An 18,219-nucleotide genomic window follows, 5' to 3' on the forward strand; every position below is an offset into this window, starting at 1 on the left:
AATTTATTAATAAAAAAAAAGCCCACATTGGAGAAGTTTTGATCAAACTCCGGTAAACAGGTTTAGGGCTAACAGACTGATCAAGGATCCCTATACAAGTAGGGCTTGCTTTTACAATCTAAACTCACCCTTTTTAAAAAAAATAAATGTTGAGTTTGTCAAAAGGTATTACCAATGTGGGCAGTAACTTAATGTATTTAAAAGAACGTTTTTATTTCAAAGCTAATTTAGATGTTACCAAATCTTCTAGCGCTTGTAAACGCTCTTCAGCTTCTTTGGTACCTTCTGTTTGCTCTATGCCATTTTGTTCAATTTTAGACGCAAATTGTAAGGCACACATGGCCAAAACATCTTGTTTGTCTCTAACTGCATAGTTCTTCTCAAATTTTTTAGCCAACTGTTCTATATTCTTAGCCGCTTTACGCAAGCCTTCTTCCTGAGCAGGGTCAATAGTCAATGGGTAGACCCTATCAGCAATAGAAAGTTTTATTTTGAGCTTTTCTGACATATTATTATAAACATTACTCCGACAATTGAGCTATACAATGGTCCAACTCTCGTATTAATGTATTTATTTTAAGCTTAGCTTCTGTTTTATTTGTATTACTGCCAAGCATTGAATTTGCAAGTTTGAGTGAATTATATTTCTCTTCCCATTCAGACACCGTTTTACTGGCATTTTCTTGTGAAGATTTTATATTCATTAATTCTTTTTCCAATTCAATATTAGCATTGTTTAAAACCTCAAGTTTATGCAACAATTTGCTAATTTTATTTTCTAAAGAATCAACAATTTTAATTAACTCGCCCATACATTACAATCAATGCGATTTACACAAAGTTAACATACATTATATGACTTAGCAATAGTTTTATGAAATATTCGTAAAACTGTCGTTCTAAATTTCAGAATACATTACAATAAACTCTTTATAATAATTTTAGCGTCCTCAACTTCACCGAATTGTTATTGATTAATTATTTTCGCACTATTGCTATCTACCTATGAAAAAAATATCCCTTGGTCTTTTATTATTATTTTGTTTTAGTCTATTCGCTCAAGAAAATTATCCGAAAGATGCTTTTGGACCACCAATGGACATCCCCATTATTTTAGCGGGTACTTTTGGCGAGCTACGTTCTAACCACTTTCATTCTGGTGTTGATATCAAAACACAGCAGCGAGAAGGTATTCCAATAAATGCTATTGGCGATGGCACCATTACCCGTATTAAGGTTTCTCTTTGGGGCTACGGTAAAGTTCTTTACATAGCTCACCCAAATGGCTATACTTCGGTTTATGGTCATCTTCAGAAGTTCTCACCTACTATTGAAGCTTATATCAAAAAATTACAATACAATAAAAAATCGTTTGAAGTAGAGGTTTTTCCTGATTATGGAGAATTGAAGGTATCAAAAGGTGAATTAATTGCATATAGCGGTAATACAGGTGGTTCTGCTGGTCCGCATTTACATTTTGAAATTAGAAGTAGTATTTCTGAAAAACCGACCAACCCTTTAATGTATGGTTTAGATGTTGCCGATGCTACAAATCCTATACTAGAAAAATTATTTGTTTATCCGTTGACAGATAAATCTCATATCAATAATAACTATGAAAGAACACAAATAAATTTTAGTAAACAGACTGATGGTTCATTTTTAGCGGATAAAGTTACCGCGCTAGGTGATATTGGAGTTGGTTTTATTGGTTTTGATAGGCTAGATATGGCCGCTAATAAAAACGGAGTATATAGTGTTGAACTTAGTGTAAATGGAAAAATATATTCATTATATGATTTTGAGTCATTTTCTTTTGGTGAGACTAGATATATAAATACGCTCGTTGACTATGATTATTATGGTAGAAATAGACAAAAAATTCAGAAAAGTTTTAAATCACCGGGTAATAACCTGAGTATTTATAAAGATTTATATAATGACGGTAAAATAAAAATAAACGAAGGTTTAAGTTATACTGCCAAATTATTGATCAAAGATTACGCTGGTAATAAGGTAGAGCTTCATATACCTATTGAAGGCGTAAAGAATTTATTGGGCAACAAAAAAGTAATAGCGAAAACCGACAATTACGTGATTTCAAAAAAACCTAATAATTTTGATTTAGGTGGTGCGAAAGTTTATTTTCCGACAAATACTTTTTATGAAGATTTTTACATCGATTTGGAGAAGGGAAAAGACACCGTAACCATTCATCGTAACACAGTACCGGCACATAGAAATTTCACGATAACTTTTGATGTTTCTAAATATACAAAAGAAGAACAAAAACAATTATTCATAGCTAGGTTAGATTCTAAACTTAGACCAAACCATGCGAACACCTATAAACGTGGCAATGAATTTACAACACGAACACGTAATCTAGGTACATACACTTTAGCTAAAGATTCTGTTGCACCCACTATTAGAACAAAGAATTTTAAAGACAAGCAATGGTTAAACAATTATAAATATCTGAGTGTACAGATAGCTGATGACTTAAGTGGTGTAGATAAATATTCTGCTACCTTAAATGGCGAATGGATTTTGATGGAATACGAACCTAAACGCAGTACCTTGACCTATAATTTTGATGATAAGATTGCAGACCAAACGCAATGTGTTCTTGAAGTTACCGTTACAGATAATGTAGGGAATACCAATACCCTAACCACCTCTTTTTATAGAAAATAACACATTTGAAACTACCTAACGTTCTAAGCCTGATACTACTGCTGTGCAGCGCCATTGGTTTTGCACAGAACGCTACTATTTCAGGTGTAGTACTAGGAGAAGGTAATGAGCCCTTACCAAATGTAAATATTACGAGTAAAGGCTTAGGTACCACAACAAATTCTGACGGTTTTTACATTTTAGAGATTACCTCAGATGAAGAGAACACTATAGTTTTCTCTCATATTGCTTATTTAGATGTTGTTTTGGAAAATATCATATTAAACACGAATGAAACATTTGAGTTCAATCCTGTTTTAAAAAGTGATGTTACCCAGATAGACGGAGTTACCGTTTCTGCCACTGGCGAAAAAGAAGTCAGCAATATTTTAAACATATCCCCAGAAAAAATCAGAAAGATACCAGGTGCAAATTCCGGAGTAGAAACAATATTGAAGCTATTACCCGGTGTATCTTCTAACAACGAATTAAGTACACAATATGCTGTACGTGGTGGTAACTACGATGAAAATTTGGTATATGTAAACGAAATAGAAGTGTACAGACCATTTTTAATTCGTTCAGCACAACAAGAAGGTTTAAGCTTTGTAAATAGCGACCTAGTACAGAATGTCAAGTTTTCAGCCGGTGGTTTTCAAGCGAAGTATGGCGACAAGCTAGCTTCCGTATTAGATATTAAATATAAGACCCCTACCCTATTTTCTCTTCGGGCAGATGTAAGTTTTCTTGGGGCAAGTGCTAGCTTAGAAACGGTTTCTAAAAACCAAAAACTCAGCTCGGTATCTGGTGTTCGTTATAGAAATAACTCCCTTTTGGTTAACAGTCAGCAAACGCAAAGCAATTTTAATCCGGCATTTACAGATGTACAAAGTTATTTGACGTACCGCTTTTCACCTAAGTTTCAACTTAATTTTCTAGGCAATTTAGCTGTCAACGATTATAAAAATGAACCGCTAAATAGACAGACTAATTTTGGCACCATAGACAATCCACAGGCATTAATAGTATATTATGAAGGACAAGAAAACAACAAATACACTACCGCTTTAGGAGCTGTAAAAGGCAGTTATTTTTTAAATGAGAAGACCACATTAAAACTTATAACTTCTATTTACCATACTGTTGAAGAAGAATATTCAGATGTTGTAGCAGCCTATGAGCTTGGTGATGTTGATAACAATTTAGGGAGCGAAACGGCTGGCGAGGTATTAACATCTCGCGGAATAGGCTCTCAATTCAATCGAACAAGAAATGATTTAGATGCACTAATCTTCAATTTAGAACACAAAGGTTCTCACACCATAAATAATGCTGTATTGGAATGGGGGGCAAAATATACCCATGAAGACATACGAGATCAGTTGCGAGAATCTGAGTTTATTGACTCCGCCGGATTCTCCATAAGACCACCTCGCCCTGAATTTATAAATAATCAGCCTTCTGAACCCTTTGATGCTCCATTAGAAGCCTATAGTAGCTTAAATGCTCTAAACTTTGTAAAAACGAATCGGTTTTCTGGCTTTGTTCAATTGGGCGCCCAAAAAACATGGGAAAATGCAGATGTATACTATAATATTGGTGTTCGCTCTCATCATTGGACGGTGAGCGGTACTGGCGTAGAAAAAGTATCACAAACCGTATTTAGTCCACGTGCACAATTCGCTATAAAGCCCGAATGGGATAAGGATATGCTTTTTCGACTATCTGCCGGAGTTTATCATCAACCTCCTTTTTATCGAGAATTACGTGATAACACAGGTACTATACAACCCAACGTAAAGGCACAAAAAGCTTTTCATCTCGTTGCGGGAAATGAGTATAGTTTTCTGCTCTGGGATAGACCTTTTACACTAATAAGCGAAGCATACTACAAGAAACTAGAAAATGTAAATCCATATACCTTAGAAGATGTTCGCATTCGTTATGCTGCTAATAATGATGCAGAAGCTTATGTCTATGGTGCAGAAGTTAGATTAAACGGTGCCTTTGTACCTGGCACAGAATCTTGGGTAAGCCTAGGGTACTTGAAAACTGAAGAGAATAGAAATAATAGAGGATACATTCCTAGACCTACAGATCAACGCGTAAAATTCGCTATTCTTTTTCAAGATTACATACCTACAATACCAGATGTAAAAATGTATTTAAATTTAGTTTATCAAACGGGTGTGCCTGGTGGTTCGCCCAGTTATGCAGACCCCTACATTTTTCAGAATAGAATAAGAGATTATAAACGTGCAGATTTAGGAATTTCCTATATTTTTGCAAATAAGGATAAACAATTTTCAAGAACACATTGGCTTCATAATTTTAAAGAATTGAGTTTAGGTTTTGAAATTTTCAATTTATTCAACAATCAAAATTCAATTACCAATACTTGGGTGAGAGATGCAGATAGCAAAAATGAATATGCTGTACCAAATTACCTTACCTCTAGAGTATTAAATTTAAAATTAGGATTACGCCTTTAAACATTACAGATGAAAAGAATACTTTTCTTACTAGCACTTATTTCTTCTTTCGCCGTTATGGCTCAGAAAAACATTTATGAAAGTCCGAGTTTTGATAACTTAAGCGCTGATCATAATATTTTAGCCATTATACCTTTCTTGACCAATTTAGACTTGAATGAAAAAATCTCTAAATCTGAACAAAAAAGATTAGAAGAGAACGAAGGTTATGCTGTACAAAATGCCTTAGAGACGTATTTCTCTAAACGAAGTAAAAAGAAAAAGTTACCGGTAACGTTTCAAAACATTGAAAATACGGCTGCTATACTAGCTAAGAAAAATATTAGCTATGACAATATAGATGTTTATACCACCAAAGAGCTAAGTGAAATTTTAGGAGTAGATGGTATTATCAGTGGTACTTTAGATTTGAACATACTACTATCAAACGGTGTACCTACAGAATTCAGTTTTACCGACTATTTCTCTGGTGGTGCTAATTATGGTCGTATTGGTATTAAAATAAGCGATGGTGATTCTGGTAAATTACTATGGAAATATGAAAAGGAAATCAATAAGAAGACTGGCAAAAACACCACCGACCTAATTGACCGAATGATGAAATTAGCTATTAGAAAATTTCCCTATGAAAGAGAACGTAAACGCGACCGTAAAAATTAATTACGCCTCTATAATATTTTTTAAAACACCAATAGTATAATCGATTTCTTCTTTGGTATTATACGTAGAAAATGAAAAGCGTACAGACGGCTTTTTCATATCTTCTGCAGATAACATTTGTGTAAGCACATGAGAACCTGCATCGCTACCAGACTGGCATGCACTACCTTTAGAACACGCAATGCCTTTCATATCTAAATTGAATAAAAGTAGCATTGACTTAGCTTCAGAAATAGGTAAACAAACATTCACCAAAGTATATGTACTATTCTCTAAATCACCCGAATGTCCATTAAATTTCACCCCGGGTATTTCTCTATTAACCTGCTCTATAAAGTAAGATTTTAATCCCTCAACAAATTTCTTGTCTTCATCTAAATTCTCGTAAGCATGTATAAAAGCTTCTTCTAGACCTACTATATTATGAAAAGACTCGGTACCAGCTCTAAGTCCGCGTTCTTGAGAACCGCCAGATATCATACAGCTTAATCCAGAATTCTTACGAATAAAAGCAAAACCAATTCCTTTAGGTCCATGAAATTTATGTGCTGCAGCTGCTAAGAAATCGATAGGAAATTCTTTTACATCCCAATTATAATGTCCGAGAGATTGTACGGTATCAGAATGCACTAAAGCTCCGTATTTCTTCGACAACAATGTAATCTCTTCTAAGTCTATTTTATTCCCTATTTCATTGTTTATATGCATTAAGCTGACCATCTTCTTAGAATCGTCTTTCTGTAAAAGAGTTTCTAGATGCGCTATATCAGGATTACCAAATACATCTAAATCCACATATAATAATTGAATTAAGCCCTTTTGCTCTAATTCTTCTACAGTATGTAAAACTGCATGGTGCTCAATTCTAGTAGTAATAATAGTTTTTACATCTAAATCTCGAACGGCACATCTAATAATCATATTATCTGCCTCGGTACCACCAGAGGTGAAAATAATTTCTGAAGGTTGTGCATTAATATACTTAGCAATAGTTTTACGCGCACTTTCAATGGCTGTCTTTGCTGTTCTACCAAAACTATGGGTAGAAGAAGGGTTACCATAAGTGCCTAATGCATCTTGCATTTTTGCAATAACCTTAGGGTGAATTTGCGTAGTGGCTGCATTATCTAAATATACATGTTTCATATAAGCCTACTCTTAAATAAATAATGAACAAAAATAGTTAATTAACCCATAATTGACAGTGATGCTAGAGACAGATTTCCAATTTTTAAATTAAATTTGAATTATGAAAAAATACCTCTTAATTGGTTGTTCGATTTTGTTCTTTGGATGTAACGATGGTGACCTACAAATAGAAACCGTAGATTTTGATAGTATAGAAACAGTCCAAAGTTGTAATGATGTTTCTGCCACGACCGAAAATGTATTGTTCAAAATAAACGACGACGAAGCATTAATATTAAATCTTCCTAGTGAACTGTTAAAAAATGAAGTTTCAACTACTGAAATTGAAAGTCTAGTTCCTGGAAGTTCTCAAATTACCTATCGTATTTTCTCTGAGACCGTTAGCAGTAGTTATTTTTGTGATTCACCACCACCACTTACACCAACTGTTTTAAAAGAAATTGAGGCAGAGGCAGGTAGTGTTTTTGTAACGACCACTACTGAAGACAGTATTACATATAGCCATACCATTCAACTAAGTGGCATTACTTTTTTAAATGAAAACGGCAGTAGAATTACAGATTTACAAATAAGTGAGTTTGGTACTGTAACTACAAGTATAGAGTAATTTAAAAATTCTGAAAAATATAGACCTCGGTTGCCCCTAATCCATATTTTTGATAATCGGCATCGTAATATTTAACGTTGTCGTACTTTCGAAATAGATAACCTAATTCTTCTTTTAATACGCCCTCACCTACTCCATGTATAAATACAATTTTTTGTATTCGTTTACTGATAGCAAAATCTAACTGACGTTTGGCAGTATCTAACTGCAGGTTGAGCATATCATACTTACTTACCGATTTAGGATTTTTCATTAGTTGATTGATATGCAAATCAACTTCCATTTTGGGCGCTGTACGCTCTTTAGCCCCTAATACTGTTGCCTTTCTACGCTTGGGTATTTCTTTTTCCTTTTTAATCTGAGCAACTTCATAATTAGAAACTCTAATATCATCAGCAATTAAAACGAGTTCATGAGCTGCAAATGTTAATGGAAAACCATCGTCACTTAACATTGTAATATTAGTACCATTAATAGATTCAACAACGCCTTTAATGACATCATCAATTGTTTCTACGGTATCGCCAATATTAAAATGAGACATGTTTTTGTTTTGAATACACAAAAATAATGGTAATTTTCGAACTATTAATTTATTTACAGATGCGTGTTAAGGCATTAATTATTTTTCTGGGATTAGAAAGTTTCATGCTACCCTGTTTTACTAAACAGTTATTAGGGGTAGATTGCCCTGGCTGTGGGTTACAGCGTTCACTATTATTTTTAATAAAGGGCGAGTTTATTTCAGCTTTTTTAATGTACCCAGCTATCTACCCAATGTTGTTGCTTTTTGCCTTTTTAGGACTTAATAAGCTGTACCCAATTAAACATTCGAACACAATTACAATTACGCTTATGGTTAGCACCGTAGGTTTTATATTAACCAATTATATATTAAAATTCATCTAATAACTAAACCTTTAAATTATGGAACAACAAAAATTACCCAATGTAACAATTGCTCTTATACTTAGTATTATCTCTTTTCTATGCTGCTGTTTAAGCGCTGGTATCGGAGGTATACTTATGTCTGGTATTGCATTATTCTTAGTAAACAAAGACACAAAAACTTATCAAGAAAATCCACAAGAATATTCTAATTTCAGCACCCTTAAAACAACTAAGACTGTAGCTATTATAGGACTTGTTATAGGAGCTATATCGCTTTTATGGACAGTTTACTCAATAGTTTCTATGGGCGGTTGGGATGCATATATGGAGCAAACCTCTGAAATTTACGAACAGCTTGGAATACCAATGGAATAAATGAACAATTCAGAATACCAACAAATACCAGGTTCTAGCAATGCATTAACTTTTGGCATTTTATCTATTGTACTAACGTTATTCTGCTGTGGTCCTTTCGGTGCCATATTCAGTTTTATTGGTTTAAGCAATGCTAAAACAGCAAAGAGACATTATGAGGCTAATCCTGGTAATTATAGAGGATATGAAAATATTAGTACGGGAAGAATTCTCTCTTATGTAGGTCTAGCTTTAGCCCTAATATATTTAGTATTTTGTATTCTTTACTTCGGATTGATAATGGCTTTCTTTATGACCGCCGATTTTCAATAAGAAAATAATAATCAAAAAAAATCCCCGATTTACATCGGGGATTTTTTATTCCTAGTTTTTAAACTCTTTCAGTGTTTTTATAATAATAGAAACACAATCTAAAAGCTGTTCTTTTGTCATCACCAATGGTGGCGCAAATCTTATAATATTACCGTGCGTTGGTTTTGCTAATAATCCGTTTTCTTTTAACGCCATACAAATATCCCATGCAGTAGAACTATCTTCACTGTCATTAATAAGTATTGCATTTAAAAGGCCTTTACCACGAACACTATTTACCAAATCTGTAGTCGGTATAAATTTATTTAGCTCTGCTCTAAAAAGCTCACCCAATTCAAAAGCATTTTCTGCAAGCTTCTCGTCTTTTACAACTTCTAAAGCAGCCATTCCAACAGCTGCAGCAATTGGATTACCCCCAAAAGTACTACCATGGTTTCCTGGTCGTATCACATTCATAATGGCATCATTCGCCAAAACCGCAGAAACCGGGTAAGCACCACCAGACAATGCTTTGCCTAATATTAAAATATCAGGTTTAATCTCAGGTGTACCACTACAATGCTTATCAGAACAAGAACAATTACCACAAGTTGCTAGTAGACGACCTGTTCTTGCAATACCTGTTTGTACTTCATCTGCAATAAACAATACGTTATACTTTTCACATAATGCTTTAGCTCCGCTTAAATAACCTTCAGAAGGTACATAAACTCCTGCTTCACCTTGAATAGGTTCCACTAAAAAGCCAGCGATATTCGAATTTGATTTTAAAACATCTTCTAGAGCAGATAGATTATCGTACTCTATTTTAATGAATCCGTCAGTATATGGACCAAAGTTCTTACGAGCAACTGGATCATTTGAAAAAGAAATTATAGTTGTCGTACGACCGTGAAAATTATTCTCGCAAACAATTATTTCAGCATTGTTCTCTGCAATACCTTTTTCTTCATACGCCCATTTTCTACAAATTTTCAAAGCTGTTTCTACAGCTTCTGCACCTGTATTCATAGGTAACAACTTATCAAAATGAAAAGTCTCTGTTGCATATTTCTCATACTTACCCAACATATCATTGTAAAATGCTCTAGAAGTCAAAGACAATGTTTTTGCTTGTTCTGTCATAGCATTTACAATTTTGGGGTGACAATGCCCTTGATTTACGGCAGAGTATGCAGAAAGAAAATCATAATATTTTTTTCCTTCTACATCCCAGACATGAACACCTTCCCCTTTACTTAATACAACAGGTAATGGGTGATAATTGTGAGCACCGTGTTTTTCTTCTAATGCAATAGCATCCTTAGAAGTGATGTTTTCTAAAATTGACATGATAAAAATTACTTTAAATAAAACTTTAGCAATTCCTTCTATACCTTTTTCCTTTCAAATCCCGAAAAGTTATCGGGGCGAAAATTCAGCGTGGGAGAGAAATCATCCTGTAGAATTACAAACATAATAAATATTTTTTTTGAACCACTATAAAACCTAAAAGAACCTATGAACTACGATAAAATGTGACCTTTAACAAAAATTTGTGTCCTAATACATAGAACCAATTTATTATAAAAAGAACACTATGAATTATTTAGAGAACATGATGTCTAGCCTTTCAAATTCAGTCGGCGATTTTTTACCCACCACAATCGGCGCAATACTAATCCTTCTTATAGGATGGTTTATTGCCGGATTTCTAAAAAGGCTTATTACCAAATTAATTAAACGAACCAATATCGATAGTAAACTAGGCTCGGGCAAAGTTGTACTTTCTTCCTTTATAGGAAAACTTGTATACTTCTTTATCATGATTTTTGTTTTCATGCTAGCTTTAGAAAAATTGGGCATGACTAGTGTATTAGACCCTGTCAAAAATTTATTAAATGGCTTTACAGATTACATACCTAATATAGTTGGTGCAGGTTTAGTAGGCTATATCGGTTATATGCTAGCTACCATAGTTTCTGAACTAGTTGGTCTTTCTGGCGAAACTATACAAAGCTTTGTACCTAAATTAAAACTACCAGAGAATTTAGATTTAGTGAACATACTTAAAAAAGTTGTTTTCATTTTTATATTTATACCATTATTGATAACAGCTCTAAATATTTTAAATATGGATGCAATTTCTGTACCAGCGACTCATATGCTAGAACAGTTCTTTAATGCAATTCCAAAAATAATTGTTGCTGTACTTATTCTTTTAATCTTCGTTATCGGAGGTAAATTTGTTGCAGGGTTGGTTACAGACTTATTAGAGAGTTTAAATTTAGATGGTATTGTTAGTAGAATGAATTTAAGTAGCTTATCGTCGAATACAAACCTTGCAAAACTTTTAGGTAATGTTGTTTACTTTTTCATTGTTCTTTTCGGAATTACCACTGCATTAGAAAAATTAGAATTTGAAAAACTTACCAATGTACTAGACACTTTAGTAGGTGTTTCTGGAAATATTCTTTTCGGATTAGTAATTTTAATCATAGGAAATTGGATAGCCTCTACAGCCCACAAAGCAATGGCTAAAGATGAAAACAGTCTTTTTGTTGCTTCAATTGTAAGAATGTGCATTTTAGCTATTTTCTTGGCAATGGGTCTTAAAACAATGGGTATTGGCGATGAAATTATAAATATGGCTTTTGGTATTACATTAGGTACCATTGCTGTAACGATTGCTTTATCATTTGGACTTGGTGGTAGAGAAGCTGCGGGTAAACAAATGGAAAGAATTTTAAATAAATTCAATAAAACTAAATAGTAGCAAAAACTATTTAACTTTTTAAAGTCCGGAAATCTTAAATCAAAGGTTTCCGGACTTTTTTATTTTCATAAAACAAATCACTCCTCCACTACCTTATTAAACTAACTTTTTTAACTAAATATAACAGGTCTACTATGTTTAATAGTTATTATAAATGCCAACGGATGCTTACTTTTGCCACATGCGAAAAAAGACAAAGCGAGTAGTTTTTGAAAATGTAATGGTAACCGATGCTGCTGCAAAAGGTAAAACTATTGGTAAAGCTCCTGATGGTAGGGTTATTTTCTTAAATAACACCGTACCTGGCGACGTGGTAGATGTACAAACTACAAAAAAAAGAAAAGCATATTTTGAAGGAACTGCTATCAACTTTCATAGTCTTTCAGATAAAAGAGTAGATCCGGTTTGTCAGCATTTTAATGTTTGTGGAGGCTGCAAGTGGCAAGATATGGGCTATGAGCACCAACTTTTTTACAAGCAAAAAGAAGTAGAGAATAATCTAAAAAGAATAGGTCATTTAGATTTGCCAGAGCTTACACCTATTCTTGGCTCAAAACAACAATACTTCTACAGAAATAAAATGGAATTTTCTTTTTCTGATAGTCGTTGGTTAACCCTTGAAGAAGTTAAGTCTGATAATCAAATTGAAGATAGAAATGCATTAGGTTTTCATATACCAGGCATGTGGGACAAGATTTTGGACATTAAAAAATGTCACTTGCAAAAAGACCCATCAAACGCAATACGTTTAGAAACCAAAAGATTTGCTACGGAGAACGGATTAACATTTTTTAATCCAAGAAATCAATATGGCATGCTGCGTACATTAATGATACGTACGTCATCTATTGGTGAAATTATGATATTGGTACAGTTTTTTGAAAACGATAAAGAGAAAAGAGAATTACTCTTAAATCATCTTTCGACAACTTTCCCAGAAATTACGTCTTTATTATACGTTATCAACCCAAAACAGAACGATACCATTTACGATCAAGAAATTATCTGTTTTGCTGGTAGAGACCATATTTTTGAGGAAATGGAAGGGTTGAAATTCAAGATCAATGCAAAATCCTTTTATCAAACAAATTCAGAACAGGCATACGAGTTGTATAAAATTACCAGAAATTTTGCCGATTTAAAAGGTGATGAATTGGTGTATGATTTGTACACAGGTACAGGTACTATTGCTCAATTCGTTTCTAAAAAAGCTAAAAAAGTAGTAGGTATAGAATCGGTACCTGAAGCAATTTTAGATGCCAAGGCAAATGCAGAGCGAAACGAAATTGAAAACGTTGATTTCTTTGTTGGCGATATGAAAAATGTTTTCAACGAACAGTTTATTGCTCAAAATGGTGTGCCAGATGTTATTATTACCGATCCTCCACGAGATGGAATGCATAAAGATGTAGTTCAACAAATACTGAACATTGCACCTAAAAAAGTTGTTTACGTAAGCTGTAATAGCGCTACACAGGCAAGAGATTTAGAACTAATGAAAGAGATGTATGATATTACCAAAGTTCAGCCTGTAGACATGTTTCCGCAGACACACCACGTAGAAAATGTTGTACTTTTAGAAAAGAAAGTTTAAAATGAGGAGATTTCAAATCGGATTATTAATTTTTCTGGGGATTATGTTCGCATCATCATGCGAAAAAGATGATATATGCGTAGAAGGTGACACTCCCCTACTGGTCATAGAATTTTATGATATTGATGACACGGAAACCTTAAAAGAAGTAAAGACTTTAAGGGTTGTTGGTGTGGGACAAAACGTAACCGTGAACACTGTTACAGACCGCAGTAATTTAAGTACCATATCCATCCCGCTAAAAACAGATGAAGATACTACAAGTTTCATATTAATTAGCGACTCGGCAGATTCTGAAGATGGTACGGAAACAGGAAACTTAGACACCATTAATTTTTCATACTCTAGGATTGAAGACTTTCTTTCACGCGGATGCGGTTTCGTAGTAAATTATGATGAAACACAAGCGAATGTAACAGCAGATTCAGATAATTGGATTCAAGATATCGAAATAACACAATCTTTAGTCACTAACTCAGATTCTACACATGTCAAGATATTTCATTAATCTTTTACTCCTATTAATTACTTGTTCGGTATTTAGTCAAAGTAAACCTATTGATCTAAACCCAAAAGATACTGTCGAGTACAAACAGTCATATGGCCTAGGTTTGGGTATTGATTTAAGTAGAATTATAACAGGTGCTTTAGATGACAATTATAAAGGCTTTGAAATAGTAGCTGATTATAGATTGACCCAAAATTTATATTTGGCTGCAGAATTAGGTACAGAAGAGAAAACGAGACAAGAAGACCTATATAACTTCACCACCTCGGGTAATTATATAAAATTAGGTGTAAACAAAAATACTTATGCGAACTGGTACGGTGAGCGAAACTTAATTTATATGGGTGGTAGATTGGCATTCAGTACTTTCGATAATACGCTTAATAATTATCAATACTTCGATACAAATAGGTACTGGAGTCCAGACGGATTTTCTAACGGTTCTGATGTACCTGAGAAATTCTCAGGTCTTTCAGCCACATGGATAGAAGCCATTTTTGGTACTAAATTTGAAATAGTATCTAATTTATATATGGGAGCAAGTATTCGCTTAGGTCTTATTTTAAGTCAAAAAGAAGACGAACGCTTTCCAAATCTCTGGGTACCTGGTTTTAACAAAGTAACTTGGGATAGTAATTTCGGGATTGGATATAACTACAGTATTTCATATTTCTTACCGCTTTATAAAAAGAAAAATAAGATTAAGAAAAAGACTGAATTATCTAGTGAACCACAAGGTCCACCAAAACCAAAAGAACGCCTATAAAATTTTAAAGCCCTTTATAAAAATCCATTTCATTACAATTTTCTCCACACCGTCTATTTTAGTTACAGCAAATTTAGGTGCTAAAAAAGAAGCGCTAATAGCGGCGATAGCAGATAAATAAAGAGAATTCATAGTTACAGTAACGTATAAAATGTAACGAAATAAAACAAACAACACTGCGAAACTTAGAAAATTATATATTAGAACTTTATGTTTTAGCTTCATTCTTCATTTCTTTTTTGATATTTGGCTTTCTTACTACCTTCATACATTTCATACTTTACCAAGCGAGACTCTAAATGGCTGTTAAATACTTTTATTTTTCGAGAAGGTCTTAATCCTACAAACTTTAAAGCTGGCAGATTACTGGTTATGAACCAAGCATTGGTACCCGGGTAACCTTGTTTTAAAGTATCACCAATAGCACTATAAAAGTTTTCCAAATCAATATCCAAACGTTCTCCATAAGGCGGGTTAAAGCACATATGCAAAGTACCTTCTGTTTGTTTATCAGTTTTGAAAAAGTCTTTTCTTTCTACAGTAATATAATCTTCAAGATTTGCATTTTCTATATTGTCTTGAGCCTTTCTAACAGCAGAAGGCGCTTTATCATACCCAATAATTTTATAATGAAACTCTCTAGTTTTCTTTAAGCTAGAATCAATAATTTTCTCAAATAAATCGGCATCAAAATCTGTCCATTTCTCAAAGGCAAAACTCTTTCTATTAATATTCGCTGGTATATTACACGCAATCATAGCTGCCTCTGTTAACATTGTACCACTACCACACATAGGATCTAGAAAGTCAGATTGACCGTCCCATCCACTCAACAATAACAACCCTGAAGCTAAAACTTCATTTATAGGTGCAATATTCGTAGCTGTACGGTAACCTCTTTTATGTAATGAATAACCAGAACTATCTAGCGAAACATTACACTCATTATTATGAATATGAATATTTATACGAAGATCTGGATCCTTAACGTCTACATCTGGTCTTGTACCATCAGTTTCTCTAAATTTATCAACTATCGCATCTTTGGTCTTTTGAGATACATATAAAGAATGTGTAAACTGCTCAGAGTTCACGGTAGCATCTATAGCAAAGGTTTCACTGACAGAAAGATACTCCGTCCAATCCATTGCATAAATTTTCTTGTACAAATCATTTTCATCTCTAACACGAAACGAATGTATAGGTTTTATAATTTTAATTGCTGTTCTTAAACACAGATTAGCTTTGTACATAAAACCAGCATCTCCTTCAAATGATACATTTCTGGTTCCCTCTACTACATTACTAGCTCCTAAATTTCTAAGTTCTTTAGAAAGTAGTTCCTCAAAACCAAATAAGGTCTTAGCGACCATTTTAAAATTATTACCCATATTCATCTTTTCTCGTACCGCAAAAATACGCTAATTTTGACGCCTGTTTAATTAATGACCTATTTCCTTTTTTAAAAGGTTTATCAGCATCTACATGATTTATATTTTACCTATTCTGGGAGTGCTAATTAGTTTTCTTTTTGTCTTAATCACTAAGCCACAAAAAAATGAATCCTTTAAACTTTTACTAGCATTCAGTGGCGCTTTTCTTTTAGCGCTTACAATTTTTGAAATGCTACCTGAAGTTTATTCAACTATTGATTCAAAGTCCATTGGAGTTTTTATAATGTTAGGGATATTGTTTCAAATATTTTTAGAATTCTTCTCTAAAGGAGCTGAACATGGTCATGTTCATATATCAAAAGAAAGTCAAACTTTTCCGTGGTTACTGTTTATCAGTCTTTGTATCCATTCACTACTTGAAGGTCTTCCTATAGGCACTAATGATACTATCATATATGGTATTCTAATTCACAAGATTCCTATAGCTATTATATTAAGTATTTTCCTTTTAGGCTCTAATATTAAGCCAATACATGCCGGGCTGTTTATGGTTTTATTTTCCATAATGACTCCCTTAGGCACCTATTTATCACATACTATTGATTTATTATCCACGTACGGAGTCTATTTAAATGCTTTAGTAATAGGAGTGTTTTTGCATATTTCCACCGTGATATTGTTTGAAAGCTCTGAAGGTCATAAATTCAATTTAAGAAAGTTACTAGTAATTATACTAGGGATAACAATCGCATATTTTTTATAAATGTTCAGTAAAGAAGACTCTAGAAAATTACGTGAAGAATTTTGGATCGCTTTTGGAAAATCATTTCCAAATAAATGGACCTTATATAAAACCAAGGTAAAAGGACTGTCCTTTAAGTTTCATTTTGATTTAAAAATGGCAATGGTTTCCATTGATGTAGATTCAGATATAGAACAACGTTTGAAGGTTTGGGACAAACTTGTAGCTCTAAGATCAATATTAATAGATGAATATCTTCCTGAAGCTATTTATGAAGATTTTTTTATACTAGATAACCAAAAAGATATTTCAAGGGTTTACGTTCAAATCAAGGATGTTTCTATTCACAATAAAAACACTTGGAGAGAAACCATGCAGTTCTTGAATACTTCTATGTATAAAATAGAATCATTTTACGAAGAATATAAAGATATTATAGATTCTTAGTTCACAAAACAACGAACACCCCTTAAATAACGTCTAAATAGATAAAAAACCAATGACAAATTGCACCAGCTAGGACAAAAAGATGCCAAATAAAATGGTTGTAGGGTATTCTTCTTACCGTATAGAATATAATACCTATAGTATAGAAAGCTCCGCCTAACATCAGCAATTGAATTCCTAATTCAGAAGTATTATCTACTAAGTTTTGAAAATCAAATACTATTAACCAACCCATTACCAGATAAAGTAATAATGAAATAATTTCAAATTTACCTGTAAAAAAAAGCTTTAAAATAGTCCCAACACTAGCAATACCCCACACAGCAAAGAAAATTAACCATCCATTTCCATTTATAAGTGTTATTAAAGCAACAGGTGTATACGTCCCCGCTATTAAATAATAGATATTTATGTGGTCTAGAATTCTCATTCTAAGTTTCCATACTTTATTATCGACTGCATGATATATTGTAGATATTGATAACATGCTTATTAATGACAAACTATATATAACTATTCCCAAGGTTGCATATTCAGACTTATGATTGTTTCCCTGAAATAATAACACCATACCTACAATAGCAATTAATGCACCTATACCATGAGAAATGGTATTAAACTTTTCTTCTTTCTCTAATGACATGAAATAAGACATTTAAATATGTACTTAAAATATCGAACAATTGATTAATCAACCATTCAATTAAATGATTATACTTATGAAGTTTAGTACAAAAATAGAACAAGAGATTTGAGTATTAATCCCAATCTTGATTTTATGGTATAAAAAAAGCCCTTTACATTACTGTAAAGGGCTTTCGAAAAAGGCGGCTACCTACTCTCCCACTTGA

The 18,219-nt window shown here is 33.3% G+C and carries 20 protein-coding genes and 1 other RNA gene; 13 read left to right on the forward strand and 8 right to left on the reverse strand.

The features are described from left to right. Positions 1–44: 44 nt before the first annotated feature. From ssrS to Q4500_RS11065, 3 genes are all read right to left on the reverse strand, one after another. Positions 45–155, reverse strand: a non-coding RNA gene (gene ssrS, locus Q4500_RS11055) — 6S RNA. Positions 156–211: 56 nt separating this feature from the next. Continuing rightward, positions 212–508, reverse strand: a complete 297-nt coding sequence (locus Q4500_RS11060; protein WP_299325194.1) for a cell division protein ZapA — start codon at positions 506–508, stop codon at positions 212–214. Between the two features lie 13 nt (positions 509–521). Continuing rightward, the gene (locus Q4500_RS11065; protein WP_299799064.1) at positions 522–812 is read right to left on the reverse strand and encodes a hypothetical protein; all 291 of its coding nucleotides are present in this window, start codon (positions 810–812) and stop codon (positions 522–524) included. 193 nt (positions 813–1,005) lie between these two features. Between Q4500_RS11065 and Q4500_RS11070 the strand changes: the two genes are divergently transcribed. Genes Q4500_RS11070 through Q4500_RS11080 form a run of 3 tightly spaced genes read left to right on the forward strand, consistent with a single transcriptional unit; the run spans position 1,006 to position 5,828 of the window. Further along, positions 1,006–2,697: a M23 family metallopeptidase gene (locus Q4500_RS11070; protein ID WP_303599721.1), complete on the forward strand. Its 1,692-nt coding sequence runs from the start codon at positions 1,006–1,008 to the stop codon at positions 2,695–2,697. Between the two features lie 5 nt (positions 2,698–2,702). Further along, a complete protein-coding gene (locus tag Q4500_RS11075) occupies positions 2,703–5,168 on the forward strand; it encodes a TonB-dependent receptor (protein WP_303599722.1) in 2,466 nt (821 codons plus the stop codon). A gap of 9 nt (positions 5,169–5,177) precedes the next feature. Further along, entirely contained in the window at positions 5,178–5,828 is a 651-nt protein-coding gene (locus tag Q4500_RS11080; protein WP_303599723.1) for a hypothetical protein, read from the forward strand. Here Q4500_RS11080 and Q4500_RS11085 read toward each other — a convergent pair whose 3' ends face one another. After that, positions 5,829–6,974 carry a cysteine desulfurase family protein gene (locus Q4500_RS11085; RefSeq protein WP_303599724.1) on the reverse strand — a complete coding sequence of 382 codons (1,146 nt, stop codon included), beginning with the start codon at positions 6,972–6,974 and terminating at the stop codon, positions 5,829–5,831. A gap of 103 nt (positions 6,975–7,077) precedes the next feature. Between Q4500_RS11085 and Q4500_RS11090 the strand changes: the two genes are divergently transcribed. Further along, entirely contained in the window at positions 7,078–7,584 is a 507-nt protein-coding gene (locus tag Q4500_RS11090) for a hypothetical protein (protein ID WP_303599725.1), read from the forward strand. Position 7,585: 1 nt separating this feature from the next. On the opposite strand, the gene Q4500_RS11095 is transcribed toward Q4500_RS11090, so the two are convergent. Next, positions 7,586–8,128, reverse strand: a complete 543-nt coding sequence (locus Q4500_RS11095) for a Smr/MutS family protein (RefSeq protein ID WP_303599726.1) — start codon at positions 8,126–8,128, stop codon at positions 7,586–7,588. 104 nt (positions 8,129–8,232) lie between these two features. Between Q4500_RS11095 and Q4500_RS11100 the strand changes: the two genes are divergently transcribed. From Q4500_RS11100 to Q4500_RS11110, 3 genes are read left to right on the forward strand one after another with little or no spacing between them, the layout of a single operon-like run. Next, entirely contained in the window at positions 8,233–8,493 is a 261-nt protein-coding gene (locus tag Q4500_RS11100) for a DUF2752 domain-containing protein (protein WP_303599740.1), read from the forward strand. Between the two features lie 18 nt (positions 8,494–8,511). Then, entirely contained in the window at positions 8,512–8,850 is a 339-nt protein-coding gene (locus Q4500_RS11105) for a CCC motif membrane protein (protein ID WP_303599727.1), read from the forward strand. Further along, the gene (locus Q4500_RS11110; protein WP_073246047.1) at positions 8,851–9,162 is read left to right on the forward strand and encodes a CCC motif membrane protein; all 312 of its coding nucleotides are present in this window, start codon (positions 8,851–8,853) and stop codon (positions 9,160–9,162) included. Positions 9,163–9,213: 51 nt separating this feature from the next. Here Q4500_RS11110 and rocD read toward each other — a convergent pair whose 3' ends face one another. Continuing rightward, entirely contained in the window at positions 9,214–10,494 is a 1,281-nt protein-coding gene (gene rocD, locus Q4500_RS11115) for an ornithine--oxo-acid transaminase (protein ID WP_303599728.1), read from the reverse strand. 247 nt (positions 10,495–10,741) lie between these two features. Here rocD and Q4500_RS11120 point away from each other — a divergent pair, with 247 nt between their 5' ends. The 4 genes from Q4500_RS11120 to Q4500_RS11135 all read left to right on the forward strand — a co-directional run bounded on the left by Q4500_RS11120 (position 10,742) and on the right by Q4500_RS11135 (position 14,785). Beyond that, positions 10,742–11,914, forward strand: coding sequence for a mechanosensitive ion channel (locus tag Q4500_RS11120; protein WP_303599729.1), 1,173 nt, complete (start codon positions 10,742–10,744; stop codon positions 11,912–11,914). A 184-nt stretch (positions 11,915–12,098) separates the two neighbouring features. Continuing rightward, positions 12,099–13,511, forward strand: coding sequence for a 23S rRNA (uracil(1939)-C(5))-methyltransferase RlmD (gene rlmD, locus Q4500_RS11125; protein WP_303599730.1), 1,413 nt, complete (start codon positions 12,099–12,101; stop codon positions 13,509–13,511). A 1-nt stretch (position 13,512) separates the two neighbouring features. After that, a complete protein-coding gene (locus Q4500_RS11130; protein WP_303599731.1) occupies positions 13,513–14,019 on the forward strand; it encodes a DUF6452 family protein in 507 nt (168 codons plus the stop codon). Beyond that, positions 14,000–14,785 carry a DUF6048 family protein gene (locus Q4500_RS11135; protein ID WP_303599732.1) on the forward strand — a complete coding sequence of 262 codons (786 nt, stop codon included), beginning with the start codon at positions 14,000–14,002 and terminating at the stop codon, positions 14,783–14,785. The genes Q4500_RS11130 and Q4500_RS11135 overlap by 20 nt, the downstream gene beginning before the upstream one ends. 221 nt (positions 14,786–15,006) lie before the next feature. Here the strand turns inward: Q4500_RS11135 and Q4500_RS11140 are convergent, their stop codons facing one another. Continuing rightward, entirely contained in the window at positions 15,007–16,176 is a 1,170-nt protein-coding gene (locus tag Q4500_RS11140; RefSeq protein ID WP_303599733.1) for a class I SAM-dependent RNA methyltransferase, read from the reverse strand. 94 nt (positions 16,177–16,270) lie between these two features. On the opposite strand from Q4500_RS11140, the gene Q4500_RS11145 reads away from it, so the two are divergent. Next, positions 16,271–16,942, forward strand: a complete 672-nt coding sequence (locus Q4500_RS11145) for a ZIP family metal transporter (protein ID WP_303599734.1) — start codon at positions 16,271–16,273, stop codon at positions 16,940–16,942. Beyond that, positions 16,943–17,368, forward strand: coding sequence for a DUF4268 domain-containing protein (locus tag Q4500_RS11150; RefSeq protein ID WP_303599735.1), 426 nt, complete (start codon positions 16,943–16,945; stop codon positions 17,366–17,368). A gap of 22 nt (positions 17,369–17,390) precedes the next feature. Here the strand turns inward: Q4500_RS11150 and Q4500_RS11155 are convergent, their stop codons facing one another. Then, positions 17,391–18,011, reverse strand: coding sequence for a hemolysin III family protein (locus tag Q4500_RS11155; RefSeq protein ID WP_303599736.1), 621 nt, complete (start codon positions 18,009–18,011; stop codon positions 17,391–17,393). Positions 18,012–18,219 lie beyond the last annotated feature (208 nt).

The sequence above is a fragment of the Maribacter sp. 1_MG-2023 genome (genome assembly GCF_030547005.1).
Classification (GTDB): domain Bacteria; phylum Bacteroidota; class Bacteroidia; order Flavobacteriales; family Flavobacteriaceae; genus Maribacter.

What these genes read in the sequence shown, in the direction of transcription:
- Q4500_RS11060 (WP_299325194.1), bottom strand. Translation starts at nt 508, where the DNA reads ATGTCAGAAAAGCTCAAAATAAAACTTTCTATTGCTGATAGGGTCTAC.
- Q4500_RS11085 (WP_303599724.1), bottom strand. Translation starts at nt 6,974, where the DNA reads ATGAAACATGTATATTTAGATAATGCAGCCACTACGCAAATTCACCCT.
- Q4500_RS11090 (WP_303599725.1), top strand. Translation starts at nt 7,078, where the DNA reads ATGAAAAAATACCTCTTAATTGGTTGTTCGATTTTGTTCTTTGGATGT.
- Q4500_RS11105 (WP_303599727.1), top strand. Translation starts at nt 8,512, where the DNA reads ATGGAACAACAAAAATTACCCAATGTAACAATTGCTCTTATACTTAGT.
- rocD (WP_303599728.1), bottom strand. Translation starts at nt 10,494, where the DNA reads ATGTCAATTTTAGAAAACATCACTTCTAAGGATGCTATTGCATTAGAA.
- Q4500_RS11070 (WP_303599721.1), top strand. Translation starts at nt 1,006, where the DNA reads ATGAAAAAAATATCCCTTGGTCTTTTATTATTATTTTGTTTTAGTCTA.
- Q4500_RS11120 (WP_303599729.1), top strand. Translation starts at nt 10,742, where the DNA reads ATGAATTATTTAGAGAACATGATGTCTAGCCTTTCAAATTCAGTCGGC.
- Q4500_RS11095 (WP_303599726.1), bottom strand. Translation starts at nt 8,128, where the DNA reads ATGTCTCATTTTAATATTGGCGATACCGTAGAAACAATTGATGATGTC.
- Q4500_RS11065 (WP_299799064.1), bottom strand. Translation starts at nt 812, where the DNA reads ATGGGCGAGTTAATTAAAATTGTTGATTCTTTAGAAAATAAAATTAGC.
- Q4500_RS11140 (WP_303599733.1), bottom strand. Translation starts at nt 16,176, where the DNA reads ATGGGTAATAATTTTAAAATGGTCGCTAAGACCTTATTTGGTTTTGAG.
- Q4500_RS11130 (WP_303599731.1), top strand. Translation starts at nt 13,513, where the DNA reads ATGAGGAGATTTCAAATCGGATTATTAATTTTTCTGGGGATTATGTTC.
- Q4500_RS11135 (WP_303599732.1), top strand. Translation starts at nt 14,000, where the DNA reads ATGTCAAGATATTTCATTAATCTTTTACTCCTATTAATTACTTGTTCG.
- Q4500_RS11145 (WP_303599734.1), top strand. Translation starts at nt 16,271, where the DNA reads ATGATTTATATTTTACCTATTCTGGGAGTGCTAATTAGTTTTCTTTTT.
- Q4500_RS11080 (WP_303599723.1), top strand. Translation starts at nt 5,178, where the DNA reads ATGAAAAGAATACTTTTCTTACTAGCACTTATTTCTTCTTTCGCCGTT.
- Q4500_RS11100 (WP_303599740.1), top strand. Translation starts at nt 8,233, where the DNA reads ATGCTACCCTGTTTTACTAAACAGTTATTAGGGGTAGATTGCCCTGGC.
- Q4500_RS11150 (WP_303599735.1), top strand. Translation starts at nt 16,943, where the DNA reads ATGTTCAGTAAAGAAGACTCTAGAAAATTACGTGAAGAATTTTGGATC.
- Q4500_RS11155 (WP_303599736.1), bottom strand. Translation starts at nt 18,011, where the DNA reads ATGTCATTAGAGAAAGAAGAAAAGTTTAATACCATTTCTCATGGTATA.
- rlmD (WP_303599730.1), top strand. Translation starts at nt 12,099, where the DNA reads ATGCGAAAAAAGACAAAGCGAGTAGTTTTTGAAAATGTAATGGTAACC.
- Q4500_RS11110 (WP_073246047.1), top strand. Translation starts at nt 8,851, where the DNA reads ATGAACAATTCAGAATACCAACAAATACCAGGTTCTAGCAATGCATTA.